Below are 26,108 nucleotides of genomic sequence, written 5' to 3' on the forward strand. Positions count from 1 at the left end.
TGACCTGCGCCTCTTGTAAAAGCGGGTCCAATATCAATCAGACTATGCCGATCAGGTTTCGTTCATCGCCCTTGAATTTGCATTCGTCACGTCCAAATCGAACATAGTTAACGATGCGGCATAGTTGAAGAACTTCGTGTCGCGTACCGTGATGACACGGTCGATCAGGTCCGCATCCAGAATGGTCAACCGCAGCGCTTCGCCGATGCGCAAACCGCTGCCATACAGCAGGAGAATCAATGTCCTGTACATGGATGCCTGCTGTGGACTACGGTAGTTGTACAGCAGTGGTGTCGCGTCGATCAAGCGGTGGAGCTCTCCGGTCGAGTACACATAGGGGGTTTGGGGCGGCGGCAGCTTCGGCACGTTTGCGGGAAGCGGACATGTCTCGCTGCATCCCCTGCTGATGGCAAACCGGTACAGGCCTGCAAGCACGTTGTATTTGAGCCGCCATGTAGCTGTGAGCGGCCCCGTTCCTTGTAGAAATTCCACGACGGCATCCGGCCGGACGTCGGCAATGCCGACATTCCCCATCTGATGGGCAAACTGCCGCAAGAGTCGGTCGGCAGCTTCAAATCGCAGGCCCAACGACCGTTGCATTGCGACGTATGCTGTCACCACGTCGATCAGTTCCATGACAGATCTCCCAGATCGAAGTCGCCGACTTCGCGTAGCGCGCGCAAATCGACCTTGGCATAAGTCATCGTGGCAGATGCACTATGGTGGCCGAGGTGGTCACCAATCTCCTTGAAACTTAAACCCTGATCGACCAGGCGTGCAGCACAGGCATGGCGCAATGCGTGCGGGCCCCGATGCTTCGCCTCAATTCCCAGCGCTTTGAACCTGTCATTGACCAGATCGAATACCGCCTGCGGGGTCAGTGGACGATGTGGCGCGTGCAGTCCAAGAAATATCTGCGGTGCAGAAGCCGGCGGACGCACGGTGTCGATATAGCTAGCCAATGCTTCGGCGACCGTTGGCAACAACGGATAGACCTGCGGCTGCCGGCGTTTCAGGCGAAACACATGCAGTGTGCGTCCAGCCCAGTTCACCTGATCAAGGCGCAAAGCCACTACCTCCCCGCGGCGCATGCCATAGATCGATAGGAGCATCAGAATCGCGCGGTTTCTGATGTCAGCGGGCTTGTCGGTCGCGGTGGTTGCCAGGATCCGTTGCACGTCGGTCCATCGTGGCGCATATGGTAGGGATTCCTGCGTGTAGACTCGCGGCGTGCGTAGTGCCGCGGCAAGTCGTGAGTCGCATAAACCTTGCGTTGCCGCGTAACGCAAATATATCCGGATGGCACCCGTTACACCCTTCATCGATATCCGCCCCCACCGCGACGCATTCTGAATGAAGTAGGCGTCAATATCATCAGGCTGCAGATCCTCCAGGCGGCGATCGGTGTCTACGCACCACTGAAGAAACTGTGTGGTCCTGCTTTGCCACTGAGCGACCGTGGAAGGAGTGAACCCTCGCTCATCGCGCATCCATTTGACGTATCTGTCGAGATGGCCCTGAAACGGGAGAACGATGGTTGGCTCACGCCACCACCCGAGGAACCGTAACCACGGTCGGGCGGCTGCGATCATCCGGTATTCCATCGTGACGCCCGTATGCATCGATGCGCGCTCGCGCGCGATCTCATGCAGCAAACTGACATCGACGCCTTGCGATGCAGTCGCAGGCAGCAGGCGAGCGACCCAAATGAGCTCATTTCTTTTTATACACAGCGATCCAGGCGCTGCACCGAACTCGGCGCAGTGGCGTAAATATCGCTCCCGTTCCTGCAAAAACGGCGCTTCGCGATGGCGACTCCCTTCGACCTTTGCAAGGGCTGGCTTCTTGGACATGACAGACCTCCGAACGACGGTTGGAAGGTCACAAAGCGCCGAAATTTATGTCACGTCAATAGCCAGGGCATGCCCCATGTTTCCTCGGCGCCTATCGGCTGCCGCCACATAAATTTGGCCGCAACATAGCCCGCGAACGCATCGGCCTGCAATGTTCCCCTGAAGTCCTTCAGATGGGCCTGTGGATATTCACCAGCCCTTGTGGGACTGTATGCGAACCAGACCGCCGGCGCGTCCTTCGAGCCAGCCGGCCGGTCATCCCGAACGTACGTCCAGAGCCGGGCGGTACGAGTCTTGCCGTTCCCGGGTTCGAGCACAGGTACCGGCGTGTCATCCGCGTGGATCTTCGAGGCGGCCATCACGTACCGGCGAACGACCTCTACGAGTGGCCGGAGCAACGCACTGCACTGGCCGACCCAGTCCGCGAGTGTTGAGCGGCTGAGCTCCACGCCGTCGCGCGCGTAAATCACTGACTGTCGATACAGGGGAAGGTGGTCACAGAATTTGGCGACCAGAACATGCGCGAGCAACCCGGGACCGGGCATGCCGCGATCGATTGGCCGGCTGGGCGCAGCCGCCTGCACAATGCAGTCGCAAGAGGCACAGGCTTTCTTGAGTCGCCGGTGACGAATCACTCGCCAATGCCCCGGTACATAGTCGAGTTGCTCGGAAATGTCCTCGCCGAGGTCGCCAAGCGCGCCGCCGCATTGCGGACAGCAGGCGTCGTCGGGCTGATGAACAACGTCTTCGCGGGGCAGATGTTCCGGAAGTGGCTTGCGTCCCGTCGGTTTGCCAGCTTCTGAGCGGGGCCTTGTCGGTGCGTCGACCGTCGCCGCGCCATCGTCGGCCTGCAGATCTTCGAGACGCAATTCCAGTTGCTCGATCTGGCGATCAATCTTCTCCGACTTGCGCCCGAACTGCATGCGCTGGAGCTTCGCGATCCACAGCTTCAGGTGCTCGATCTCGAGCGCCCGGTCGGAGAGTGTCTTCTGGAGCGTCGTTACAGTGTCGCGCAGATTCGCGAGGTCGCCTTCGCGCTCACGTAACGCCGCCTCACGCGCGAGCACGAGAGCCTTCAAGGCCTCGATATTGTCCGGAAGCGTAGCGTCGCTGGATGCCATGCAGGCAGTTTACGCGCGTGCATTGCGTTACGCCCCCGTTGTCACATACGTTTACAAAGCGCTGCAGGGGCGCGCTGCATCGACAGGCTGTCGCCAGTCGAATCCTTCGAGCAGAAGGCCGAGTTGAGCGCTGGTCAGCGAAACAACACCGCCGTCAGCACGAGGCCACGCAAAGCGCCCACGCTCCAGGCGTTTGGCGAACAGGCATAGGCCGCCGTCGCGCCAGTACAGGCACTTGATGAGGTCGCCACGTTTGCCCCTGAACACGAAGATGTGGCCAGAGAATGGATCCTTCGCCAGCACGGTCTGCACCTTCGCGGCCAGGCCGTCGAAGCCGCAGCGCATATCCGTAAATCCGGCGGCAACCCAGATGCGCGTGTTTGCCAGCGGACCAATCATCGGATCAGGCACTGGATCACCACGCGCAGCGTGTCGGGATCGACACTCCCTTCAACGTGTACCTCGCCTCGTGGCAACTGGATTCGGATCGTGCCGGGCCCCGGTGCCGAAGGCGTAGATGCCGCCGGCTCGGCCGCGCCGCTGTCGCTGGCCTCATTCACGGTGACCGGCAGCAAGGCGCATTCGCGACCGTTCACGCCAAGGCGTCCTTCCAGATACTGCTTGCGCCAGTCGAACAGCTGATTCGCGTTCACTTCGTGACTGCGTGCAATCTCCGCCACCGAACGTCCACCGGATAACGTCTCCTCGACGATCTGGCGCTTCTCATCCGGCGTACGCCGGCGATACTTGCGGGCGGCTTTGACTTCGGTGAATTCAGTCACTGTGTCCATGATTCCTTTGTGGACACAGTCACATTTGTGCCCCGGGAAAGCATGGCGTCGCCTTCATCAGGCGTCTATACGGTCAGGGTCGGACGGTTACTGATGTCCTGAGCGTTGGCAGCTGTACCGACGACCGTGTGAACCAGTCCAGATTCCGCGTCCACGCCAATATGCGCTTTCATCCCGAAGTACCACTGATTTCCCTTCTTCGTCTGGTGCATTTCCGGGTCCCGCGTACCTGTGGCGTTCTTCGTCGAGTTGGGTGCAGAAATCAACGTGGCGTCGACTACCGACCCGGCCTTGAGCATCAGACCTTTACCGCTCAGGATCTCATTGACCAGCGCAAGCATCTGTACAGCCAGGCCGTGAGCTTCGAGCAGGTGACGAAACCGCAGGATCGTGTTCTCGTCGGCAATCGCGTCGTGCCGTCGTCAAGCCCCGCAAAGTCGCGATACAGCTGTACGTCATAGAGCGCTTCTTCGATCGCAGGGTCCGACAGACCAAACCACTGCTGCATGAAGTGAATCTGCAGCATCGTGGCAATCGGAAAGGGCGGCCGTCCCGTTTTACCCTTCGGATAGTGCGGCTCAATCAGGGCAATCAGCTGCGACCACGGCACCACGCGCCTTATCTCTTCGAGAACTTCCCGCTTGCGTGCGGATGAACAAAAAGAAGTTATTGCACCATCTGCTCTAGGCTGCTTCGTGCGGTCGCTCGCCGGGGGGCGAGCGACCGTCGATGACGCTACACTCCTAGTTGTGCCTAAAAATCCGATTCTGGATATTTTCATTTGACCATCGAGTCAAGTGCGAAGGTTGATTGCCCGGCGCGGTCAAGAACACCTTGCGAAGAAATGGACCGGCCTGTACCAACACCATACGCGATGACCGATTCATTCGCATCAGGCAATTCGGCAGTGGATGCCTTGTGGGGAAGCGATGAGCAAGGGATGTAGGTGCACGCTGCAGGTTGCCTGTACATTGCATCCGTACATGTCCTCGTGGACGCGCTAGCGCGGTGGAAAACTATCCAAGTTGAAAATTCAGGGACCGGGACGTGGCTACAAGCCAGGTCAGCATCTTGGGACCCGCCGGGACGACGAAATGCGATGGAGCGCACGGCTTCGCCAAAAATGTCCATTTGGGTAGCTAGGTCCGTCAATGGCGCCCCCTTCGCTTCTTCGTCATCTTCTTTCCACGTCAGCCTTATCGAGCGTAACCAGCACTCGACTGGACCTTCATCGAGACGCCTGGTCGACGTGCAATGCAAGGCGATATGGAATCCTATCAATAATTAAGACATGAATTGTGATTGACGCGCCGCAGGTGCAGATCGGTCGAGGTCACTACCCAATGCTTTTGGGGAATGGGGTCATGAGAAAGAATCACTTCGCATGGAATTTTTTAATTTTTACCATGGACTCAATCTAAGCCATCGGTCCGTGCACTTCTGGTGACGGCGCCGATGCGAGCACTACGTATCTATCGGAGGATGAATTTGGAACAGTTGATAGTAAGAAATGGCCGCGTTCTTGACCTCGTCAAAGGAAAGTTATCAGAGCCGCTCAACATCCGCGTCGAAGGGCACCGGATTACCGAGATTTCGAATCGACCAGTGGACGAAAAGGTATCCAAGGTCATAGAGGCGAGCGGGATGACGGTCATGCCGGGCCTGATCGACTGCCACGTGCACGTTGTGGCTTCGCACATGAATCTTGGAATAAACGCCCGCCAGCCAAATGTGCTCGCAACAATCCGGGCGCTGCCGATTCTTGAAGGAATGCTTAGACGCGGCTTCACGAGTGTTCGCGATGCTGGGGGAGCCGACTGGAGTTTGATGCAGGCAATCGACAGTGGACTGATCCGGGGACCGAAAATTTACCCGTCTGGCCGCGCACTTTCGCAAACGGGCGGCCATGGTGACTTCCGCAAACGCGGAGAGACATTCGAAGCCTGCTCCTGCTCGTATCACGGAGGTGCGATTGCACGAATTGTTGACGGCGTCGACGCAGTCAGACTTGCCGTTCGCGAGGAAATTCAGAATGGTGCGACGCAGATCAAGATCATGGCGTCCGGCGGAGTTGCGTCACCCACAGACCCTATCGGCAATACCCAGTATTCGGAAGAAGAAATAACAGCGATCGTGCGCGAGGCCGAAGCGGCGCAGACATACGTCATGGCGCACGCCTACACACCTCGCGCAATCAGCCGAGCAGTGCGGTGTGGAGTAAGGACGATTGAGCACGGGAACCTGGTTGACAAAGACACCGCAGAGTTGATGGCGGAGCACGGCGCGTTCGTTGTGCCGACGCTAATTACCTACGAAGCGACCGCCGAAATGGGGGCACGTTACGGAATGGATCCTGAGTCGCTGCTGAAGGTCGGTGTCGTCCGTGAAGCGGGGCGTCGTTCACTGGAGCTTTATGCTGCAGCGGGGGTCAAGATGGGATTCGGATCGGACCTTCTTGGAGAGATGCATCACATGCAACTGCGAGAACTGGAGATCAGGGCGTCCCTGCTTGGCAATCTGGAGGCATTGCGATCCGCCACGAATGTTGCGGCACGCATCGTAGCCCAAAACGAGAATCTCGGCGTGGTCGATGTGGGCGGCGTCGCTGATCTCATCGTAGTGGAGGGTAATCCGCTCGATAACATTCGTGTACTTTCAGACGGCGAGAGAAACATTAAGCACGTGATTCAGCAGGGCCGGCAGGTGGAAGGCCTTCACTAGTCGGATTCGGCGGGGGCCTTAGCTCTGCAAACCAGGGGAAGGCCGCGGGTGCAATGGGGTGTCCAAGACTTGATGGAAGTAACGATCGTGGATGCTGAGAAAAAACGACTGCGTTTCTTTGCTTTAACCAATTCGGAATCCATAATGAAAAATCGTATTGGAATAGGTGTTGCGGTTGCGGGGATGATTGCACATCCGGCGTTTGCTCAATCGCAGGTTACGTTGTACGGTGTCGCTGATGACGGATTCTCGTTTACCAACAATCAGGCTGGCGGACACGCCTACCAGATGGTGAACGGCGCTCTTGGTAGCAGCAAGTTCGGATTTCTCGTCAAGGAGGACATTGGTAATGGCTACAAGGTGATCTCTGTCCTCGAGAACGGATTCGACATCAACAGTGGGAAGCTTAACAACGGCGGCCGACTGTTCGGGCGCCAGGCGTATGTGGGCGTAGACGGACCCTACGGTCAGGTGAGGCTGGGACGACAGTACGACCTTGTGCTCGACTCTCTGATCCCGCTCGCGAGTGGCGCGAAATTCGGTGGCATTCTTGCCACCAGGGCAGGCGATGTCGACAACGCCTGGGGTGACTATTCGTTCAGCAACTCAATCAAGTATCTGTCGCCCTCGCTTGGCGGCGTTCGGCTAGGGGCGCTCGTAAGCTTGGGGGGTGTATCGGGTGACTTCGGAAATGGACTGAAGTATTCATTCAACGCCGGATATACCGGAGGGCCCGTAACTATCAATGCTGTCTTTTCCCGCGTAAATAACCCGGCCACCTCAATTTACGACGCGACAGCCGGCCCAACAGAGAACGGCACGTTTGCTAATCCTATAACGAATCCAATCTACAGCGGCTACGTGTCGGCTAGGCGTTATCAGACGATAGGCGCCGGCGGGAACCTGGCGCTAGGCGACGCCACCTTGGGCGTTGTCTATACCAACGTTCAGTTCATTGACGTGGTACGGACCAGCAGTACGCCGTTTTCCGGGACCGCTCATTTCAACACGACCGAAGTAAATGCGACGTACCGGATAACACCGGCGCTACTTGTCGGAAGCTCATACAGCTTTACGTTTGCGGGCGACGCGGATTACGGTCAATTGAACGCAGGCGCGCAATATTCCCTCTCCAAACGGACGAGCCTTTATCTGGTGTCTGCATGGCAACACGCGATCGGCATCAACTCGTTAGGCAAGCGGGCCGTCGCGGCGTTGACTTTTGTTTCACCATCGAGCAACCAGAATCAGGTTGCGGTGAGGCTGGGTATTCGACAGACCTTCTAAAAACTACGCAATCTGATTGGCTATTCATTGAGGACATCATGTCTACCGTTGCCGCGCGTTTGGAACGCCTACCGTTCAGCAGATTCCACCTGAAGTTACTGGTCATGGGTGGCCTTGGATTTACGTTTGAGGCCGCCGATGCCGGTCTTATCGCATTTGTTTTACCGGTCATCCGCGCGAAGTGGCATTTAACAAGCTTCGAAACGGGCATGATCGGCAGCAGCACCTACATTGGATTCCTTTTTGGTGCGCTCTTTGCGGGCATGTTGGGCGACAGATTCGGACGTCGAGTTGTCATGTCGTGGGCCCTCTTGATCTTTTGCGCGATGACACTCTGCAATGCGTTCGTCAACGATTGGCACACGTTCTTCGTGTTCCGTATGCTGGCAGGCGTCGGGATGGGGGCGGAAGGTGCCATCATCGCGCCCTTTTTGTCGGAGTTTGTAAGTCGCCGTTACCGCGGAACGTTTACCGGCGCACTGGCCGGCTTCTTCTCGTTTGGTTTTGTTTTGTCGGCAGTAGTCGGGTACTTCTTGATTCCGAGCTCTCCGGACGGATGGCGCTACGCATTGATTCTCGCGGCCTCACCTGTTTTGATGCTTCTGTGGTGGAGAAAGTCTTTACTCGAGTCCCCACGCTGGTTGGAGTGCCGCGGTCGCGAGAGCGAAGCCAACAGCATTGTGGAGAAAATTGAGATCGAGATCGAACGCTCCGGGCGTACGTTGCCGCCGATCGACTACTCAGCGGTCGCCATGCAACGACCCGCTGCGCCGCTCGGATTCGTCGCCGTGCTGAAGGCTCTTTGGACTAGGCCATTGGCGTACACGACAGCAATGATCTGGATCTTTTGGCTGGCAATCACCTTTTGCGCCTACGCTTTTCTCACCTGGATACCGGGTTTGCTGGTGCAGAGCGGCTTGACAATGTCCAAGAGCTTTTCCTACACCATAGCGATCTACCTGGCCCAAATCCCGGGCTACTATTGCGGCGCCTTTACGAATGAGAAGCTGGGACGGAAACGCTCCATTGTGACGTTCATGGTGTTGGCGTGTCTCTCGGCAATATGGCTGTCGACAGCGAAGGACGCTCACACTATGCTCTTTGCGTCCATGGCGTTGTCGTTTGCAATGAACGGTGTGGTAGCCGGTCAGTATGCTTACACTCCGGAGGTTTTCCCCACCGAAGTCCGCGCTACCGGGATGGGCGCTGCCTCGTCATTTGGCCGGATAGGTGCCATCGCCTCCCCAATGCTGGTGGGCTATATTTTCCCGATTTTGGGCTTTGCAGGTGTGTTCGGGATGACGACCGCCGTGTTAGCAATCGGAGGGCTGGTCGTCCTCATCTTTGGAAAGGAAACGAAGGGATTGAGCCTTGAGACAATTGCGGTTGAGGAGTTGTCAGTTAACAGTGGCGTTCCGGGCAACGAGGCACTACGAAAGGTCGATTGAGTTATGCATACCGCTATTCAACATCGCGTGATTGGTGCGTTCTCGCAGCAGCTTCAAAATGAATTGTTCGAGCCCGGTCTTATCTGGCCAGCGTTGGATGAGGCGATGAAACAGGCTCTCGGGCATATCATTTTCAGCGTGCTCGCTTATGACCAGGATGGGCAACGCATGGTGCGCCTTTATAGCAATCATCCAGATCGGATTCCTGTGGGCGGCATAAAAAGCGTGACCGACAGCGAATGGACTCGGCGAGTTCTGATGGAAGGTACGCTGTTCGTGAACTCTAACGAAGGCGATATAAGACGCGTATTCCCGGATCACGAACGTATCCTGTCATTCAGATGCGCGAGTGCCTTGAACATACCAGTCAAGCTGAGGGGCGTCGTTGTGGGTTCGATCAACCTCCTCGACCGGCAGGAATTCTATGACTATATAGATCCTGACGTTGCATGGACCTTCGCTCAGTTGATAGCGCCGGTGTTGGCCGAGGCGGTGCGGAGCCTTCCACCGGGCACGGCCGAAGCGGGAAGTGTCGAGCGCGTTTAAAGAGCGTTGAAGCGCGAGAGAGCCGCGGCGGTGAGCCCTCTCGTTCGGTGACCGTCTCAGGCTCAACGTTCTTGTGTTTGTCCCGCAGCATCGAGAACCCAGTCCGTGAACATGCGGGTCGCTCGATTCTGTCGTCTTTCTTTCGGTGAGACCAAATGATAGGCCCCGCCGAATGAATACGACTCATGTGTCGCCCGCACCAATAATCCTTGGCTGATGAGCCCGTCGCTTATGTGACGCCACGCCAGAAGCACGCCAGCTCCATAAATTGCCATCTGCACCAGGTGTGTGTACTGGTTGCTGGTCACCGAGTCCGAGGTGTGGTCGAGCTTCACATTGAATGCACTCAGCCAGTCCGACCAGGACATCCATTGCCGCTGAATATCTTCGTGAATCAGAAGGCAGCAGTTCGTCAGTTCGCTTGGTGCGACGATTCTTCCGCCAAGATAGGCCGGCGAGCAGATAGGAAATACTTCTTCTTCGAATAGTGGGCGAGCGTTGAACGCGAGGGGTGTGTCCCGTCGCGCATAATAAATACCGACATCGAACTCGGCGGCGGTTAGCGTGTTGAGCCCGTCCTTCACAATCATCCGTATTCGAATATCAGGATGAGCTTGTTTGAAGCTGTTAAGGCGAGGCGTCAACCATAGCAAAGCAACTCCCGAGGAGCATGCGATAGTGATTTCGCTCTCGCCCGAGTATTTCATCACGTCTGACGTTGCGTCTGAAACGCCATTGAGCAGCCCGGTGACTTGGCGTGCGTACTGCTCGCCGGCCATGGTCGCCTTGACGGTTCCCTTTTCGCGTGTAAACAGACTTCGCCCGAGAAATGCCTCGAGTTGCGAAATCTGACGACTCACTGCGCTTTGGGTGATGTTGAGCTCAGCGGCAGCCTTTGTGAAGCTTCCCAACCGCATGGCGGACTCAAATGCGACAAGGCTGTGAAGCGGGGGAAGTGGAGAGATTTTCACTATGCCAACCTTTTGCTTACAGGTGCTGGCTGCCATGCGCGTCCGCAGCCTCTCATGGCAACGCCAAAGGATCAGCGTATCAGATAATATTCAATACATTTAGTATACGAAAAACATGGCCCGTACTCTGATCATAGTCTTGTTCCACGCGGTGAGCTGCTTCGCTATAGCGAACGTCGCGGTGCTCCGTCTCATCTTAGCGTCCTCGCATCAGTACCTTCAGCGCCATTCTACGTCTACGACATCGCACAAAATAGTATACGAAACGCAAATATGGTATCGTATGCGTTAGCGCATCTGAATCGTCTTATCGACTAGAAGGAGTGAACCTATGCCTATCGTACGCATTGAACTGTCACCGGGCCGCACCCACGAGCAAAAGGCGAAGTACGTCGAAGAAGTGACGCGGCTGACGTCTGAAGTATTGAAATGTCCGGTCGAATCCGTCGATGTGATGTTCATCGAAATTCCTCCGGCCGACTGGGCCCACGCAGGCAAGTTCTACGCGCAGCCAAAATGAGATAGTTGTCTCGATCCGAGATTGACTTGTGGGGGAGCCCGTCTTCGCGCCCCGATCCGGGCGCTACATGCGGGCTCAGGACGCCTTGATACCGCGTTGATTGTTGCGGAAATAGCCTTGCACTTCGCGTTGCGTCTGCTCAATATGTTTACGCAGCAATCGCACGGCATTTTTCACATCACCACCCTCGCACGCTTCAAGGATGTTCAGGTGTTCGTCGTGCGAGCGATCGTGCTGCGCGGCCATAGTCACGCGGAGTCGCAATAGACGGCCCATGTGCTCCTGAACGGAGCGAATGGTTGCTAGCAGGCGCGGACGATCTGACGGCGCGTAGAGTGTTTCATGGAACTGCACGTTCAAATCGCTCCACTCTTCGTTGTTCATGGCCGAGTGGTACGCTGACAGCAGTTCACGCGCGCGGGCAAAGTCCGACGATGCCATATTGGGCACTGCGAGTTCGAGCGCTCGACATTCAAGTGCAAGTCGCATGTCGAGCATTTCGATGTAGTCCATCACCGTGAGAGTCGCAACGACCGCGCCGACATTCGGCGTGAACTTTACGAGCCCCTCCGACTGAAGCCGCATAAGCGCCTCCCGCACCGGGATCTTGCTCACTCCGAGTTGAGCTGCAACCTCGTCCTGACGAATCGGCGAGCCCTCGGCAAGCTCGCCGTCAAGGATTCGGCGCTTCAGTTCAACGTAGGCGCCTTGAGTAGCGCTCATAGTTTTTTTGAGTACTTTTGTCTGGGCCATGTTCAGCTAGTCCTATCTTTTTCCGCCTTGCTTCGGATCGCGCGTTTCACGCCGCTGGGCGGATGCGACTTCTCACCTGGATACAGCGCTGTGGGGGGGATTTCATATACGATAATTATACTATCGGATACCCGTTGGCGTATGCTAGCGTGCGGTCTCTGAATTTGCCTGGCAGCCGGCCGACGGCCGCTAACAAATGAGTGCGGTGATGTGGCGAGTGCTCTGGGAGCGCCGCGCGAGGCGCAAATGGACGAGACATCCGCCGCGGAGCGATAGGTGGGCGCTTTTGTCAGACATGCGTCCGCATCAGCGGACCAGTCGGCGTGGGAGCATGCATTTAACTTCGCAAAGAAGGAAAATGCGGCGCGCCGGGCTCCGAGGCGCGCCGTCAAGCGTGCGTTCAGCCGTTCACAGGCGGCAGTTGGCGTTCGGAAATCATCTTCGTACGGAGATAAGCCTCCAGCCCCTCTACGCCGCTCTCATGACCGTAGCCAGATTCGTTGACACCGCCGAATGGCGTTTCAACTTCATGCACTGAAGTGCTATTGACGCCGATTTGCCCGGCATTCAGAGCCTCGGTTGCTCGCGCGGTCGTCGAACCATCCCGGCTAAACACGTAAGCTGCGAGTCCAAGCGTCAGGGAGTTTGCTCGCGCAACAACTTCGTCAAACGTATCGAAAGGGGAAATGGGGGCGATTGGACCAAACGGTTCCTCTTGCATAACCCGTGCGTGATCCGGGACGTCGCGCAGCACTGTCGGCGCATAGAAGTAGCCCGGGCGCTCAACCCGCTGCCCGCCAGTCACCACGCCTGCGCCATTCGAGACGGCGTCACGGACCAGCGCATCTATCGTATCGAGGCGGCGTTCGGTAATCATCGGACCTACCTGCACGCCGTCTTCGAGTCCATTGCCAATCACCAGTTGTTTCGTTCGCTCGGCAAACTTGGTGATGAACTGCTCGTATATATTGCGATGAACGTAGAAGCGCGTTGGCGACGTGCAGACCTGTCCGGCGTTGCGGAACTTTGATGCGACCAGCGCGCTGACCGTGTAGTCGATGTCGGCATCCTGAAACACCAACACCGGAGCATGGCCTCCCAGTTCCATTGTGCAACGCTTCAAGGTCTCCGACGCGAGACGCTGCAAGAGCTTGCCGACGGGAGTCGAGCCGGTCAGGGAGACTTTCTTCGGAATCGGCGACCTGATCAGATGTTCCGAGATGGGAGCGGGTGATCCAAAAACGATATTAAGTGCGCCGGCCGGCACGCCTGCATCTTGGAAACAGCGTCCGATTGCAACGGCCGTACCGGGTGTTTCATCGCTCGGCTTGATAATGACGGTACAGCCGGCGGCCAAGGCAGCACTAACCTTCAGGGCGACGTTGCCGGCAGGAAAGTTCCAGGCCGCGAACCCGAGCGCAGGGCCGACGGGTTCTTTGAGCGTCAGCTGGCGAACTCCAGGTGTGCGAGCTGGAATGACGCGTCCATAGGCACGGCGAGCTTCTTCGGCATACCAGCGCACTGCATCGGCGGAAAATTGCACTTCACCGGCCGCCTCATTCAGGGGCTTGCCGTTTTCCTGGGTCAGCGTGCGCGCGATCTCAGATTTCCGTGCCTCCATGAAGTCTGCCGCACGGTTAAGCACTTCATAGCGCTCAACGGCAGTCAGCAGCTTCCACTGTAGGAACGCGCGCTGGGAACTGGCAAGCGCGCGATCGAGATCTGCTGGGCTTGCATTGGGGACGGACGCGATGATTTCGCCTGTCGCAGGGTTGTAAAGCGGAGACGTTTGGCCATCGCTACCGGCAGTCCATTCGCCGTCGATGAGGAGCTGAAGTTTTTCGGAATACATGGGCAATCTCGCTGAATGGCGCGCGGCGAACATTCACCCGCCGTGCAATGGGTCGATAGGTTGAAGTGGTTATGGGGCGGCCCGCTCAGTCGCGGAGTTATACCAAGGGGCGGCGGAGGGGGCGAGCGGTGTTCGGCCACGCACGTCATCCGCAATCTTCTCTGCCATCATCAAAACACAGGCACTCAGATTGCCCGTGACAATACGGGGCATGATCGATGCATCAGCGACGCGAAGCGCGTCGACGCCCCGCACGAGCCCTCGCGGGTCTACGACTGCGTTGTCGTCCACACCCATTCTGCATGTACCAGACGGGTGATAGGACGTTCCGGTGCTGGACCGCACAAATGCTCTCAACTCGCCATCCGTCTGCGCGTGTGCGCCCGGTGCGAGCTCTTCGCCGCGGACAGCGTCCCATGCGCTCTGCTTGATAATCCTGCGCGCCAGGCGGATGGCATCAATCATGTCTCTCATGTCGTCGGCTTCGGCCAGATGATTGAAGACAATGTCAGGGGCCGCGCCAGGATCACCTGAGCGGAGACGTACATGCCCGCGACTCTTAGGTCGCGACAGATCCAACCAGAACTGAAAGCCTGGAATTGCCACCAGCCGGCCATTCTTCAAGAGGCGCGTGAGCGGCAGGAATTCGAACTGGACGTTCGGATAGTCGAAATGCTCGCTGCTGCGCAGGAAAGCCCCGCTTTCGAAGAAGTTTGTAGTGCCAAGACCGCGCTTGAACAGAATCCAATCCAGACCAAGCTTGACCTGGCCTAGTGGGCCAAGTTGAGAAACGAGTGAATTTTCACGCGTTGTCGCGTACTGAAGATTGACGCCAGGGTGATTTTCGAGATTTTTGCCGATCTGAGGCAGATGGATCTTCACATCGACACTGTGGGTGCGAAGCTCGTTGCCGTCGCCGATGCCGGACAGCATCAGAATTTTTGGCGAATTAAATGCCCCCGCACAAAGAATTACCTCGCGGCTAGCGCGCGCAACCGTACGCTCATCTCTGCGCTGATATTGCACCCCGGTGGCGCGATTGCCTTCGAGCAGGACGCGCTCAACCAATGCGTCGGTCGCTATGTGCAGATTGCTACGCTGGCTCGCTGCATCGAGGTAGCCCCGCGCTGCTGACCAGCGACGACCCTCGTGAATATAGGCCTGCGCGACATGCAGTCCTTCCTGCCGAAAACCATTGTGATCGGGCGTGATTGCGAAGCCAAGCTGCTCACCTGAGCGCATGAAGCACTCGTGGAGCTTGTGGTCGGCCTTGCAGCGGGAGATCCGCATCGGACCATCGCCGCCTCGCCAATCGTCTGCGCCACCGCTGAAACTCTCAAGGCGCCGAAAATAGGGAAGGCAATGTGAATACGACCAGTCGCCGAGTCCATCTGCCGCCCAGCCTTCGTAGTCGAGCGGATTGCCACGGTTATAAATCATCGCGTTGATGGTCGTGCTGCCGCCAATACCGCGACCCCGCTTTTCGTCAATCGAGCGCCCATCCAGATAGGGCTCCGGCCCGGCTTGGTAGTGCCAGTTCAGACGCTTGCTGGCATACGCGAAAGGGAGCGCAGCAGGCATGTCCACGATCAGGGAGCGGTCAGAGCCGCCGGCTTCGATTAGCAGCACCTGCACTGAAGCGTCTTCCGACAGCCTTGAAGCCATCACACAACCCGCCGCACCTGCTCCGACAACGATGTAGTCGTATTCCATTCTCTAACCTTTCAATGGCATTGCCGCCTCCGCCGGACACCTGCGCGGAGCTCTGCTCAGCAGCCTTCCAATTTTGTCGGGCTGTGCTTCTTAAGTGAAGTTATAGTATTCTTATATCCAGAATCGTATACCAAACAAATCTTCGGGGCTACACCGGAGAGCTAAAAATGGCAAGGGTAATCCAAGGACTCAGTGTCACGCATCGCTCCCATCGCTGGTCCGGCAACCGATTAGCTTCGATCGCCGTTGGCAGCGGAGCGTCACTGCTAACGATGCAGTCGGCCGAGGGTTGCGTGCGCTTGTACTTTTGACCCGCTTTGCCGAGGCAGCGGAGACATATCAAGGAGGAACTGCACCAATGTCGGATTTTGGACATTTCAAGAAGACCCTGTCGCTCGTCGATCTCACAATGATCGGTATGGGTACGGTATTTGGCTCCGGCTGGCTATTCGCCGCTAGCCACGTGGCGTCGCTAGCTGGACCAGCGGGGATTTTTTCGTGGGTCATCGCGGCAATAGCCGTGCTCACGTTAGGGGTCGTCTATTGCGAACTTGGAGCGGCGTTGCCCCGTACCGGCGGCGCCATCAGCTATTTGCACATTTCGCACGGACCGCTGATGAGCTACCTCATTGGCATGATTACGGTGATTTATCTGTCCAGCATGGTCGCGATCGAGGTCGTGGCTGCCCGTCAGTATGCTGCTGCCTGGATACCGGCGCTTAGCGTACCGGGAACCGGCAATGCAACGGCGCTCGGGTGGCTCGTGCAGTTTGCCTTTGTCTCGCTGTTCTTCTGGCTGAACTTCTCGAGCGTGAAAACGTTCGCGAGGGCCAACAACATCATCAGCGTTTTTAAGTTCGCAGTACCTGCGCTCATCGTCGTGATGCTGCTCTTTCATTTCAAGGCCGCTAACTTCCACGCTGCGGGATTTGCACCCTCCGGAATGTCGGGCGTTGAAACTGCCGTTTCGTCAGGTGGCGTCATTTTTGCCTTCCTTGGGCTCACGCCAATCGTCTCGGTGGCGAGCGAAGTACGCAACCCTCAACGCACGATTCCATTCGCGCTCGTCTTTTCGATCATATGTTCGGGGGTCATCTATGTCCTGCTTCAGGTTGCGTTTCTTGGCGCGATACCGACCAATCTCCTCGGCAACGGCTGGGCAGCTCTTGGTAAAACGTTCACCCTGCCGTTCCACGACATCGCGCTGCAATTGGGACTGACATGGCTGAGTTTTGTGGTGGTTTTTGATGCCATCATATCGCCGGCAGGTTGCGGGAATATCTTCTTCAATGCTACGCCCCGAGCAATCTATGCATGGGCAAAGTCTGGAACGTTCTTCCGGCTATTCACCCGGGTCGATGCGGAGTCTGGAATTCCGCGTCCAGCTATGTGGCTCGCTTTCGCCCTCTCGATCTTCTGGACCCTGCCGTTTCCCTCGTGGGAGGCAATGATCTCGGTCGTGTCCGCAGCGCTTGTTGTGAGTTACGCCGTTGCACCCGTGTGTGTAGCGGCGCTGCGGAAGAGCTGCCCGGAACTGAACAGGCCGTTCAAGGTAAAGGGGCTGGCTGTATTCGGCCCCCTTTCCTTCGTCGTGGCGACGTTGATTGTCTATTGGTCTGGATGGAGCAATCTCTACTGGCTTTTGGGTGTCCAGATCGTGCTGTACGTGGGCTATCTGTTCGTGATGCGTCGTATGCCCGTCGGCAATCTCAGCATGTTGCAGCAAGTACGGTGCTCACTGTGGCTTGTCGGTTATTAGGCTCTCACGTTATTGGCCTCGTATCTGGGACCGTTCGGTGGAATCGGCGTCGTACCGCATCCGTACGATTTCCTCATGGTATGCGCGGTTGCTCTCACAGCCTATTACTGGGGCGCCAATACGGGCGTTCCACGTCAACTTGTTCGTCTCGAGGAAACCCCCGATGACCAAGAGATTGGCAAGCGCGCATCCCGTGGGTTCGCCCACAACTGGTCGTCATAAGCGGAGCCGCCCGTGCGGACGCCGTAATTTTAGGCACCCTTTCCCGTGCCTGATTTTCTGATTTTTTTTGGATCTATTCGAGGTAAATAACCATGCCAGATTTACAAGCGCAGAAATTCGACGTTGTCGTCATAGGCGGCGGCATTCTCGGATCCAGCGTCGCCTATAACCTTCTCGTGCAGGCGCCAGCGATGCGCGTCGCGGTAGTCGAACCGGACCCGACATACGAGTTCGCGTCTGCGCTGCGCTCTTCCGGTGGCTGCCGGGTGCAGTTCTCCTCGCCAGAGAACATCGCCATGTCGCTCTACAGCATTGATTTCATCAAGAATTTCGAGAAAACGATGACGGCTGGCGGCCGTCCTGCGCCGGTGGACTGGGTGCAAGGCGGGTACCTGTTCCTGGTGCCCCCGGAACGGGTCTCGCTGCTTGAGGGAAATGTCGAAATCCAGCGCAAGAATGGAGCGAAAGTCGATCTGCTGTCGCCTAGCGAGCTCAAGAACCGTTTCCCGTCGATCAACATTGAAGACCTCGGCGCCGGTGCACACACGCCGGACGATGGGTGGTGCGATCCCAACGGATTGTTGTGGGGTTTCCGACGTAAAGCGGTGGAGTTGGGCGCCGTCTACATCAAAGATAAAGTGGTGGCCGCCGAAGTCGCCGGGAGCAGCGCAAAGAGCGTCATGCTGGAGAGCGGTGCGACGCTCGCGGCCGACGCTTTTGTCAACTGCGGTGGAGCGTGGTCGGGCGCGATTGCAGAAATGTTCGGCATGGTGCTTCCCATTGTCCCGATGCGCCGGTTCGAACACTACTTTACCTGTGGTAACCCGATTGAACATCTGCCCTACGTTAAAGACCTTAGCCGTCTGGCGTTCCGCTCGGAGGGTAATGGATTTTCCGGCGGTCTCGTCGACAGTAACGAAAAGCGCGGCTTCAACTTTGAGGTGGACCACGACTACTTTGAGAACGTCGTTTGGCCGGCCGTCGCCCATCGCTTCCCGCCGCTCGAAGCTGCAAAGTGCCATCGGACGTGGTCAGGCTTGTATGAGCAGAACGACCTTGATGGCAACCCGGTTATTGGTGCATGGAATTCCCGGCTGGAAAATCTTTACACAGTAGCGGGCTTCTCGGGTCACGGAATGATGCACTCGCCTGCGGCCGGTCGAGGCATTGCAGAATTGATTGTGCACGGAGCATATCAAACCATAGATCTCACGCGGCTTGGCTATGAACGCGTCGAAACGAACACACCTTATCGCGAGGTCGGCATCCTTTGATTCGACTGTCTCAGCGAGTCACCGTCAGCGCTGATGGCTGGCTCGCCCTCCCTTGTCGAATCGATAGCGTAGCCCGGCCTACCTTGCGCACACAGCCCTGTCCGCGAAATGGTCTACGCCGTGTCGATGATATTTCGCAAACGCGAACCTGGGTGAGCGTCGTCCTTGATGCGCCGCAAATCTGGCGGCCATCGCTGGCGCAACCCCAGGGGCCTGAAAGGATGGCTATGGCTTACCGGTAGGTAAGCCTTGAACGAGATGACCTCATCGTTGAATGATGGTCGACCAAAACGTACTTGATTTAGGAAGAATGCAATGAATGATGTGGTGATTGTCGGTGCCGGAGCAGTGGGCTCCAGCATCGCCTTGTTTTGTAAGCGGCTGGACCCGGCATTGGATGTCACAGTGATTGATCGTGCGCCGTTGGGCGCCTTCTCATCAACAGCGACTTCCGGGTCAGGCGGCGCGCGACGCCTATTTCGCTGCCCGGAAAACATCGCGATGTCCAGCTATAGCATCGAGTTTGTGAAGCAACTCGATTCGCAGGCGGCCGATGATCTGGCGAAAGTAGACTGGCGTGCCCAAGGGTATCTGTTTATCGTTCCGCCGGAAGGTTTGAATCTCCTCGAATCGAATCTCGAAGTGCAGCATCGAATGGGCGTAAATGCGGAGTTACTGACCCCAGAACAGATTGCTACGCGATTCCCGTTGTTACGCGTCGATGATCTCGGTGCCGGCGTGCATTCACCTGAAGACGGTTGGTTTGACGCTCAAAAATATCATTCGGTTATCGTGCAGCGAGCCCGCGAGGCGGGTGTCAGGTTTGTCAAAGATGAAGTGACTGGATTCGAAGAAAACGGGCTGAGCGTAACGGCAGTGCGTCTGGCATCGGGCAACGTGATGTACAGCGATCATTTTGTGAACGCCGCAGGACCTTGGGCGCAGGAAGTCAGCCGCATGGTCGGCATGGCATTGCCTGTCAACCCGATGCGGCGCTTCGAGCACGTATTCACTGCTGACGTAGCGCAGCCGGACATGCCGTATGTGAAGGATTTGAAGGGGCTCGCGATACGTTCCGCCGGTGACGGATTTTCGGGGGGCCTGGTCAGTACCAAGGTGGAGCGCGGCTTCTCGTTGGCAATGGATGTCGAGTGGTTCGATCGCGTGGTGCGGCCGGCCGTAGCGTGGCGATTCCCTGGGATAGGGCGACTCGAACTTGCGAAATCCTGGTCAGGTCTCTACGAGCAATGCGACTTCGACGGTAATGCGATTATCGGCAGGTGGACCGACCGTCGTGAGAATTTCATTGTAGCCGCGGGCTTCTCTGGGCATGGCCTCATGCATGCGCCGGCAGCTGGACTTGCTGTCGCGGAGCTCATCGTAAAGGGGCGCTTCGAGACTCTTGACCTCGAGCGCTTCGGTTACGAACGCGTACAGCGCAACGAGCCGTACCGGGAGCGTGGCATCATTTGACGGGAATATGCGCCCGCCCTGCAAATGAAGCAGGGTGAGGCGCGATTAAAATGCTTCAGTGGATTCTTGGAGCATCAGTCATATCCAAGGATCGCGAGATGAGAAACATCAGGTCGCGTTTCCCGACTGTCCATCAGCGACGCCGTTGGTTCCTTCAACGCATCTGCATAGCGTGACCTCGACCCTCTAGCATTACTTCCGACCAGAGCCGTTGATGCGGAGGAGGTGCCTTCGATGCCGTTGGTGCGCTGGGCGGCTTTAAATGCAATATCAGTTTGCTTCACCTGGATTCCTTTTGGTAGGTCGAGGGCTGAATTTTCGAGCTCAATCATTGAGGTTCATGCTGTGTATCCCGTCGCTGCGTGACACGTTCCCGTTTAGCACGCGGCGACGGGCGCGTTTTGTAATGCCGATGACCATCAGAACGACCGGCGCTATCAAAAGGCCCTCAGCGAGCTCCGGAGCCACCGGTAAATGCAGTTCATGCATGGCGCGAAACGCTGCACCGGCGAGCGACAGGACGTAGTAGGAAATAGCCGCGACCGAAAGTCCTTCGACCGCGTGCTGTAAATGTAGCTGATGGCGTGCGGTTCGCTCCATCCCAGCAAGCATGGTCGTAACGTCCTTTTCCTGACTGAGGTTCACGCGTGTGCGCAATAGGTCCACGGCCCGCGCGACGCGTTGCGCAGTTTGTTCGTGCCTGTTCCAAACGCTGCGGCACGTCTGCATCGCCGGCGCGAACCGACGCTCCATGAACTCTGCAATCGTTGGCATGCCTTCAATACGTTCTTCACGCAACTCCTGAATCCGAGTGTGAACGAGCATCTCGTACGCGCGGGAGGCGCTGAAGCGGCTGCCATGACCTGCCAGCGATTCAATGCGAACGGCCAGATGTGTGAGTTCCACGAGCAGTCCGGCATCGTCGGTGAGTGCGCCGGTCTCCTCCATGCGCCGCATGAGCGCTTGTAGCAACGAGTTTATGTCGTCCAGATCGCGAGCCATCTTTCGCGCAACCGGTAACGCGAGCAGTGCCATCATCCGATAGGTTTCGATCTCGTGGATCCGCTGCAGCAGTCGACCACTCTGCGCTTCACGAAAATCGTCGTCGACAACAAGAAAACGCATGAATCCGTCTGAGCGAACAGTCCAGTCACAAAATACCTTGCCGCCGCCCATTACTCTGCTTCCGACGACGATCGGACCGTCGAACCAGCGAGACAAATCATCGCGTCCGACACCAGCCTCGCCAGAGGTGAGCAGTTCCATTCGCACAGCGACGATGCGGGTTCCAGCCATCCTCTCTAGCCACGCGCTCGGTAGGGTCGACGAAGTTTCCCCAACGAAATAACGGTTGTGATGTCGTGGAGCGACGAATGTGAAGGTTGAGAACTCCGTATGGCGCTCCCACTTAAGCTGACGGCCACACCTTAGCTGTGCCGCGTAGTGCGTGACGCCGTCAGCGGGGCTCGGTATGCCTGCGTCGTGGCACAAGGTTTGGAGCAACGCTTCGTGAAATTGGGTATGCGAGTCGTGTTCAACGAGCACCGCAAAGTGCTCAAGCGAAACCGCGGTTGATATTTTGAGAAAGGGCCGGGCGTGCAATTCTCCGGAGAGCGTGCTCCGAAGTGGATGATCCATCTCGGAACCCTCACGGGTGTGCAGGCCAGGTCGCTGTTGCGTCAGCAATTGCATTGGCGTACTTTAAAGTATACGATTGATATAAATAGTAGTCTAATAGATGAATCCTGTCTGATGTTTTTTTGAGACACCAGAGCGCTCAAGTTTGAATTGGTATAAGTCATGTCCTTGAAGCATCAAGCCGTCCTGCTGGAGCAGGTTGGTCCCCGAGAGTCGATGGAATACGACGTTGTGATCGTCGGCGGCGGCCCGGCTGGCCTGTCCGCAGCGATCCGCCTGAAGCAGCTGGCGGCGGAGAAAGGCGTCGAGCTTGGTGTGTACGTACTGGAAAAAGGCTCGGAGATCGGGGCGCATATCCTGTCGGGCGCGGTGATGGATCCGCGCGCCATCACCGAACTGATCCCCGACTGGAAGGAAAAAGGCGGGCCACTGACGGTGGAGGTGACGGAAGACAAATTCCTGTTCCTGACCGAAACCGGTTCGAAGAGCGTGCCAGTCTGGGCGCTGCCGGATAACTTCAAGAACCACGGCAATTACGTGATCAGCCTCGCGAACGTCACGCGCTGGCTGGGTCAGCAGGCCGAGGCGCTGGGCGTCGAGATCTTCCCGGGCTTTCCGGCCGCGGAAATCCTCTATAACGACGATGGGTCGGTCAAAGGCGTCGCCACCGGCAATCTGGGCATTGGCAAAGATGGTCAGCCGACCGAAAACTTCCAGCTCGGCATGGAATTGCACGCGAAGTACACGCTGTTCTGCGAAGGCGCGCGCGGGCATCTGGGCCGCCAGTTGAACGACAAATTCAAGCTGCGCGAAGGCGTCGATCCGCAGGTCTACGGGATCGGCATCAAGGAACTGTGGGAAATCGATCCGTCGAAGCACAAGCCGGGTCTGGTGATGCATACCGCCGGCTGGCCGCTCGAAAACGACACGTACGGTGGTTCGTTCCTGTATCACATGGACAACAACCAGGTGGTGGTGGGCTTTGTCGTCGGCCTCGGCTACACAAATCCGTATCTGTCACCGTTCGAGGAATTCCAGCGCTACAAGACGCATCCGGCGATCCGCGCGATTCTGGAAGGCGGCAAGCGGGTATCGTACGGCGCGCGGGCGATCACCGCGGGCGGTCTGCTGTCGCTGCCGAAGCTGGTGTTCCCGGGCGGCGCGCTGGTGGGTGACGATGCCGGCTTCCTGAACGCATCGCGGATCAAGGGTTCGCACGCGGCGATCAAGACCGGCATGCTGGCGGCTGAGGCGGCGTTCGATGCCGTGCAGGCAGGCCGCACCAGCGACGAGCTGACGGCCTATCCGAAGTCGTTCAAGACCTCGTGGCTGCACACGGAACTGCATCGTGCGCGCAACTTCAAGCAGTGGATGAGCAAGGGCCTGTACCTCGGTACCTTGATGGTCGGCATCGAGCAGAAGCTGCTGGGCGGCAATGTACCGTGGACGCTGCACCACCAGCACTCGGACCACGAAATGCTCAAACCCGCTTCGCAATGCAAGCAGATCGCGTATCCGAAGCCGGACGGCAAGCTGACGTTCGACCGGCTCTCTTCGGTGTTCATTTCGAACACGAACCATGAAGAGAACCAGCCGGCTCACCTGACGCTGAAAGATCCGTCGGTGCCGGTGAACGTGAACTGGCAGACCTATGCCGGCCCGGAAGCGCGTTATTGCCCGGCCGCGGTGTACGAGTTCGTGAAGAACGACGACGGCAGCGAGCGGCTGTTGATCAACGCTCAGAACTGCGTGCATTGCAAGACCTGCGACATCAAGGACCCGACGCAGAACATCGTGTGGGTCACGCCTGAGGGCGGTGGCGGTCCGAACTATCCGAACATGTAGTGACCGCCCACCGGCACTTACAGGACATATCTGACTGCAACTGAGGTTCTACACCGGGCGTCTGCGCGCCGAGGCACAAGCGTGGCTCGTTGTCACCGACTTGCTGGCAGCCTTGCATCAGGCCTGTCACATACCCGGCTTGTCGCGTGAATGGAACTGTAACCATAGGCGGATGGCTCACGACGCGGTGACCAGCGCGGAGGGGATCAATTTATAGGAATTGGATTCCTTCCGCGCGTAGTCCTCATGTCAGCGTGACCTATGCAGATTTGCCGAACTCTTCGCCCATTTCGATTGCTCGCGAATGCGCTGCGAGGGCGCCCTTCACGATTGCCGCCTTGATGCCGGAAGAATTGAAGGAATCCAGAGCCGCTGCCGTTGTCCCGCCTTTCGACGTTACCCGTTCACGCAGCACGCTTGCCGGTTCCCTCGATTGTGTCGCCAGCTCTGCAGCGCCAGCGAAGGTTGCTAGAGCCAGCTCTCGTGCTTGGGTTTCGTCCAGCCCCAACTGAAGGGCAGCGTCCTGCAACGCCTCAATGAAATAAAACACGTATGCGGGTCCGCTTCCTGAGATAGCGGTCACTGCGTCAATTTTGCTTTCATCATCGACCCATACCGTCCTTCCGGCACTGTCGAGGACCTGTGTCGCGAGTGTCCGACTGCATTCATCCACGCCCGCGGTTGCAGCCAGGCCGGTTACGCCTTTTCCGATTAGCGCCGGTGTATTGGGCATGGTACGAACGATACGGGTGTGTCCCTGAAGCCAGCGAGATAAATCAACCGACCGGATGCCGGCGACCACACTGATGACCAGCTGATTGGCAGAGATCAAAGGCGCGAGCGATGTTGCGACATCGCGCACGATCTGGGGCTTTACTGCGAGCACGATTGCATCGAAATCGGCAATCCCCGCGTCCGGGGCAGCTGCGGTCGCAATACCCAAAAGCTGGGCGTTGCGTTCACGCACGTCGTCGTTGGGGTCAAACGCGCACAAGTCTGCACTTGATACGCCCCGGTTGATGAGTCCGGCAATGAGGGCTGACGCCATATTGCCACCACCGATGAAAGCGATTTTCATAAGTTGCGCAAGATCCAGATTAAAAGTTCTTCGTCAGCCTAATGCTGCAATCAGCTCGGGCACGCAGGCGAACAGATCGTCGACGAGACCGTAGTCCGCGACGCTGAAAATAGGCGCTTCCGGATCCTTGTTGATCGCCACGATCACCTTCGAGTCCTTCATGCCGGCCAGATGCTGGATCGCACCCGAGATGCCGACCGCCACGTACAGTTGCGGCGCGACGATCTTGCCGGTCTGACCGACCTGATAGTCGTTCGGCACGAAGCCCGCGTCCACTGCGGCACGCGAGGCGCCCAGCGCTGCGTTCAGCTTGTCGGCCAGCGGTTCCAGAACCTTGGTGTAGTTCTCGCCGTTGCCCAGACCGCGGCCACCCGAGACGATGATCTTCGCCGAGGTCAGTTCCGGACGGTCCAGCTTCGTCACTTCACGGCTCACGAATTGCGACAGGCCGCTATCGGCGGCTGCTTCGATCTTCTCGACCGTTGCGCTGCCGCCTTCGGCCGCGACGGGGTCGAAACCGGTCGTGCGGACCGTGATGACCTTGATCGGGTCAGCCGATTGAACGGTAGCGATCGCGTTGCCTGCATAGATCGGGCGCTCGAACGTGTCGGCGCTGTCCACTGCGGTGATGTCGCTGATCTGCGCGACGTCCAGCTTCGCGGCGATACGCGGCGCGATGTTTTTACCGTAAGCGGTGGCCGGCGTGAGGATGTGCGAATAGTCCTTCGCAATGTTCAGCACCGTGGCTTCAACGTTTTCCGCCAGACCCGCTTCGAGTTGCGCGGCGTCAGCCAGCAGCACCTTCGAAACACCTGCAATCTTCGCTGCAGCATCTGCCGCAGCCTGTGCGTTGTGACCTGCCACCAGCACGTGAATATCGCCACCAATCTTCTGCGCGGCTGCAATCGTGTTCAGCGTCGCGGCCTTGATCGACGCATTATCGTGTTCAGCAATTACCAGATTCGTCATTTCGTCCGTCTCCTCACAGCACCTTGGCTTCGGTCTTCAGCTTCTCGACCAGCGTCTTCACATCCGGCACCTTCACACCGGCGGAGCGCTTCGGCGGCTCAACGACTTTCAGCGTCTTCAGGCGCGGCGTCACATCAACACCGAGGTCTTCCGGCTTGATGACTTCCAGCGGCTTCTTCTTCGCCTTCATGATGTTCGGCAATGTGACGTAGCGCGGCTCGTTCAGGCGCAGGTCGGTGGTGATCACGGCCGGCAGGCTCAGCGACAGCGTTTC

21 protein-coding genes and 3 pseudogenes are annotated in these 26,108 nt (G+C 57.6%); 9 read left to right on the top strand and 15 right to left on the bottom strand.

The features are described from left to right. Nucleotides 1-51 precede the first annotated feature (51 nt). The 6 genes and pseudogenes from FSO04_RS38575 to FSO04_RS38600 form a co-directional block, all read right to left on the bottom strand. Nucleotides 52-636, bottom strand: a complete 585-nt coding sequence (locus FSO04_RS38575; RefSeq protein WP_174825337.1) for a tyrosine-type recombinase/integrase — start codon at nt 634-636, stop codon at nt 52-54. Continuing rightward, nucleotides 627-1,853 carry a tyrosine-type recombinase/integrase gene (locus FSO04_RS38580; RefSeq protein WP_154566702.1) on the bottom strand — a complete coding sequence of 409 codons (1,227 nt, stop codon included), beginning with the start codon at nt 1,851-1,853 and terminating at the stop codon, nt 627-629. The genes FSO04_RS38575 and FSO04_RS38580 overlap by 10 nt, the downstream gene beginning before the upstream one ends. 125 nt (nt 1,854-1,978) lie before the next feature. Then, nucleotides 1,979-2,974, bottom strand: a pseudogene (tnpC, locus tag FSO04_RS38585) (IS66 family transposase); the annotation flags it as partial. Between the two features lie 51 nt (nt 2,975-3,025). Then, nucleotides 3,026-3,385 carry an IS66 family insertion sequence element accessory protein TnpB gene (tnpB, locus tag FSO04_RS38590; protein WP_349768779.1) on the bottom strand — a complete coding sequence of 120 codons (360 nt, stop codon included), beginning with the start codon at nt 3,383-3,385 and terminating at the stop codon, nt 3,026-3,028. After that, nucleotides 3,370-3,765, bottom strand: coding sequence for an IS66-like element accessory protein TnpA (gene tnpA / locus FSO04_RS48415; RefSeq protein WP_154566703.1), 396 nt, complete (start codon nt 3,763-3,765; stop codon nt 3,370-3,372). The genes tnpB and tnpA overlap by 16 nt, the downstream gene beginning before the upstream one ends. Nucleotides 3,766-3,854: 89 nt before the next feature. Further along, a pseudogene (locus FSO04_RS38600) lies at nt 3,855-4,435 on the bottom strand (IS5 family transposase); the annotation flags it as partial. Nucleotides 4,436-5,247: 812 nt separating this feature from the next. Here FSO04_RS38600 and FSO04_RS38605 point away from each other — a divergent pair. The 4 genes from FSO04_RS38605 to FSO04_RS38620 all read left to right on the top strand — a co-directional run bounded on the left by FSO04_RS38605 (nt 5,248) and on the right by FSO04_RS38620 (nt 9,767). After that, the gene (locus FSO04_RS38605; RefSeq protein ID WP_414693508.1) at nt 5,248-6,486 is read left to right on the top strand and encodes a metal-dependent hydrolase family protein; all 1,239 of its coding nucleotides are present in this window, start codon (nt 5,248-5,250) and stop codon (nt 6,484-6,486) included. Between the two features lie 72 nt (nt 6,487-6,558). Next, nucleotides 6,559-7,773, top strand: coding sequence for a porin (locus FSO04_RS38610; protein ID WP_233465164.1), 1,215 nt, complete (start codon nt 6,559-6,561; stop codon nt 7,771-7,773). A 38-nt stretch (nt 7,774-7,811) separates the two neighbouring features. Next, complete coding sequence (locus FSO04_RS38615; RefSeq protein WP_154566705.1) at nt 7,812-9,221, top strand: MFS transporter; 1,410 nt, start codon at nt 7,812-7,814, stop codon at nt 9,219-9,221. Nucleotides 9,222-9,224: 3 nt separating this feature from the next. Then, nucleotides 9,225-9,767 (top strand): GAF domain-containing protein, encoded by a 543-nt coding sequence (locus tag FSO04_RS38620; protein ID WP_154566706.1) that lies wholly within the window; start codon nt 9,225-9,227, stop codon nt 9,765-9,767. 62 nt (nt 9,768-9,829) lie between these two features. Here the strand turns inward: FSO04_RS38620 and FSO04_RS38625 are convergent, their stop codons facing one another. Continuing rightward, the gene (locus FSO04_RS38625) at nt 9,830-10,738 is read right to left on the bottom strand and encodes a LysR substrate-binding domain-containing protein (RefSeq protein WP_168435983.1); all 909 of its coding nucleotides are present in this window, start codon (nt 10,736-10,738) and stop codon (nt 9,830-9,832) included. A gap of 301 nt (nt 10,739-11,039) precedes the next feature. On the opposite strand from FSO04_RS38625, the gene FSO04_RS38630 reads away from it, so the two are divergent. After that, complete coding sequence (locus FSO04_RS38630) at nt 11,040-11,258, top strand: 4-oxalocrotonate tautomerase (protein WP_267905079.1); 219 nt, start codon at nt 11,040-11,042, stop codon at nt 11,256-11,258. A gap of 75 nt (nt 11,259-11,333) precedes the next feature. On the opposite strand, the gene FSO04_RS38635 is transcribed toward FSO04_RS38630, so the two are convergent. The 3 genes from FSO04_RS38635 to FSO04_RS38645 all read right to left on the bottom strand — a co-directional run bounded on the left by FSO04_RS38635 (nt 11,334) and on the right by FSO04_RS38645 (nt 15,576). Then, nucleotides 11,334-12,011 (bottom strand): GntR family transcriptional regulator, encoded by a 678-nt coding sequence (locus FSO04_RS38635; RefSeq protein ID WP_154566709.1) that lies wholly within the window; start codon nt 12,009-12,011, stop codon nt 11,334-11,336. Nucleotides 12,012-12,411: 400 nt separating this feature from the next. Next, nucleotides 12,412-13,863: an NAD-dependent succinate-semialdehyde dehydrogenase gene (locus tag FSO04_RS38640; protein WP_154566710.1), complete on the bottom strand. Its 1,452-nt coding sequence runs from the start codon at nt 13,861-13,863 to the stop codon at nt 12,412-12,414. A 69-nt stretch (nt 13,864-13,932) separates the two neighbouring features. Next, the gene (locus FSO04_RS38645; RefSeq protein ID WP_154566711.1) at nt 13,933-15,576 is read right to left on the bottom strand and encodes a choline dehydrogenase; all 1,644 of its coding nucleotides are present in this window, start codon (nt 15,574-15,576) and stop codon (nt 13,933-13,935) included. Between the two features lie 358 nt (nt 15,577-15,934). Here FSO04_RS38645 and FSO04_RS38650 point away from each other — a divergent pair. The 3 genes and pseudogenes from FSO04_RS38650 (at nt 15,935) to FSO04_RS38660 (ending at nt 20,304) form a co-directional block, all read left to right on the top strand. After that, nucleotides 15,935-17,557 (top strand): annotated as a pseudogene (locus FSO04_RS38650) (APC family permease). A 92-nt stretch (nt 17,558-17,649) separates the two neighbouring features. After that, a complete protein-coding gene (locus FSO04_RS38655; RefSeq protein WP_154566712.1) occupies nt 17,650-18,831 on the top strand; it encodes an NAD(P)/FAD-dependent oxidoreductase in 1,182 nt (393 codons plus the stop codon). Between the two features lie 315 nt (nt 18,832-19,146). Further along, complete coding sequence (locus FSO04_RS38660; protein ID WP_154566713.1) at nt 19,147-20,304, top strand: NAD(P)/FAD-dependent oxidoreductase; 1,158 nt, start codon at nt 19,147-19,149, stop codon at nt 20,302-20,304. Between the two features lie 74 nt (nt 20,305-20,378). Here the strand turns inward: FSO04_RS38660 and FSO04_RS38665 are convergent, their stop codons facing one another. After that, on the bottom strand, nt 20,379-20,636 hold the full coding sequence (locus tag FSO04_RS38665; RefSeq protein ID WP_154566714.1) for a hypothetical protein: 258 nt from the start codon (nt 20,634-20,636) through the stop codon (nt 20,379-20,381). After that, nucleotides 20,629-21,942 carry a DUF3422 family protein gene (locus FSO04_RS38670; protein ID WP_154566719.1) on the bottom strand — a complete coding sequence of 438 codons (1,314 nt, stop codon included), beginning with the start codon at nt 21,940-21,942 and terminating at the stop codon, nt 20,629-20,631. Before FSO04_RS38670 ends, FSO04_RS38665 begins: the two co-directional genes overlap by 8 nt. Before the next feature lie 162 nt (nt 21,943-22,104). Between FSO04_RS38670 and FSO04_RS38675 the strand changes: the two genes are divergently transcribed. After that, nucleotides 22,105-23,787 carry an electron transfer flavoprotein-ubiquinone oxidoreductase gene (locus FSO04_RS38675; RefSeq protein ID WP_154566715.1) on the top strand — a complete coding sequence of 561 codons (1,683 nt, stop codon included), beginning with the start codon at nt 22,105-22,107 and terminating at the stop codon, nt 23,785-23,787. Between the two features lie 259 nt (nt 23,788-24,046). On the opposite strand, the gene proC is transcribed toward FSO04_RS38675, so the two are convergent. The 3 genes from proC to FSO04_RS38690 all read right to left on the bottom strand — a co-directional run. Then, nucleotides 24,047-24,865 carry a pyrroline-5-carboxylate reductase gene (proC, locus tag FSO04_RS38680; protein WP_154566716.1) on the bottom strand — a complete coding sequence of 273 codons (819 nt, stop codon included), beginning with the start codon at nt 24,863-24,865 and terminating at the stop codon, nt 24,047-24,049. A gap of 33 nt (nt 24,866-24,898) precedes the next feature. Then, nucleotides 24,899-25,834 (bottom strand): electron transfer flavoprotein subunit alpha/FixB family protein, encoded by a 936-nt coding sequence (locus tag FSO04_RS38685; protein WP_154566717.1) that lies wholly within the window; start codon nt 25,832-25,834, stop codon nt 24,899-24,901. 13 nt (nt 25,835-25,847) lie between these two features. Next, the coding region (locus tag FSO04_RS38690) for an electron transfer flavoprotein subunit beta/FixA family protein (RefSeq protein WP_414693509.1) at nt 25,848-26,108 on the bottom strand (261 nt) is incomplete at its 5' end.

It is taken from the genome of Paraburkholderia madseniana (assembly GCF_009690905.1).
Lineage (GTDB): Bacteria > Pseudomonadota > Gammaproteobacteria > Burkholderiales > Burkholderiaceae > Paraburkholderia > Paraburkholderia madseniana.

Excerpts from the sequence above, each read along its gene's own strand:
- FSO04_RS38685 (WP_154566717.1), bottom strand. The coding sequence starts at position 25,834 with ATGACGAATCTGGTAATTGCTGAACACGATAATGCGTCGATCAAGGCC.
- FSO04_RS38620 (WP_154566706.1), top strand. The coding sequence starts at position 9,225 with ATGCATACCGCTATTCAACATCGCGTGATTGGTGCGTTCTCGCAGCAG.
- FSO04_RS38575 (WP_174825337.1), bottom strand. The coding sequence starts at position 636 with ATGGAACTGATCGACGTGGTGACAGCATACGTCGCAATGCAACGGTCG.
- proC (WP_154566716.1), bottom strand. The coding sequence starts at position 24,865 with ATGAAAATCGCTTTCATCGGTGGTGGCAATATGGCGTCAGCCCTCATT.
- FSO04_RS38580 (WP_154566702.1), bottom strand. The coding sequence starts at position 1,853 with ATGTCCAAGAAGCCAGCCCTTGCAAAGGTCGAAGGGAGTCGCCATCGC.
- FSO04_RS38635 (WP_154566709.1), bottom strand. The coding sequence starts at position 12,011 with ATGGCCCAGACAAAAGTACTCAAAAAAACTATGAGCGCTACTCAAGGC.
- FSO04_RS38610 (WP_233465164.1), top strand. The coding sequence starts at position 6,559 with ATGGAAGTAACGATCGTGGATGCTGAGAAAAAACGACTGCGTTTCTTT.
- FSO04_RS38605 (WP_414693508.1), top strand. The coding sequence starts at position 5,248 with ATGAATTTGGAACAGTTGATAGTAAGAAATGGCCGCGTTCTTGACCTC.
- FSO04_RS38670 (WP_154566719.1), bottom strand. The coding sequence starts at position 21,942 with ATGGATCATCCACTTCGGAGCACGCTCTCCGGAGAATTGCACGCCCGG.
- FSO04_RS38665 (WP_154566714.1), bottom strand. The coding sequence starts at position 20,636 with ATGATTGAGCTCGAAAATTCAGCCCTCGACCTACCAAAAGGAATCCAG.
- tnpA (WP_154566703.1), bottom strand. The coding sequence starts at position 3,765 with ATGGACACAGTGACTGAATTCACCGAAGTCAAAGCCGCCCGCAAGTAT.
- FSO04_RS38615 (WP_154566705.1), top strand. The coding sequence starts at position 7,812 with ATGTCTACCGTTGCCGCGCGTTTGGAACGCCTACCGTTCAGCAGATTC.
- FSO04_RS38655 (WP_154566712.1), top strand. The coding sequence starts at position 17,650 with ATGCCAGATTTACAAGCGCAGAAATTCGACGTTGTCGTCATAGGCGGC.
- FSO04_RS38640 (WP_154566710.1), bottom strand. The coding sequence starts at position 13,863 with ATGTATTCCGAAAAACTTCAGCTCCTCATCGACGGCGAATGGACTGCC.
- FSO04_RS38660 (WP_154566713.1), top strand. The coding sequence starts at position 19,147 with ATGAATGATGTGGTGATTGTCGGTGCCGGAGCAGTGGGCTCCAGCATC.
- FSO04_RS38675 (WP_154566715.1), top strand. The coding sequence starts at position 22,105 with ATGTCCTTGAAGCATCAAGCCGTCCTGCTGGAGCAGGTTGGTCCCCGA.
- FSO04_RS38645 (WP_154566711.1), bottom strand. The coding sequence starts at position 15,576 with ATGGAATACGACTACATCGTTGTCGGAGCAGGTGCGGCGGGTTGTGTG.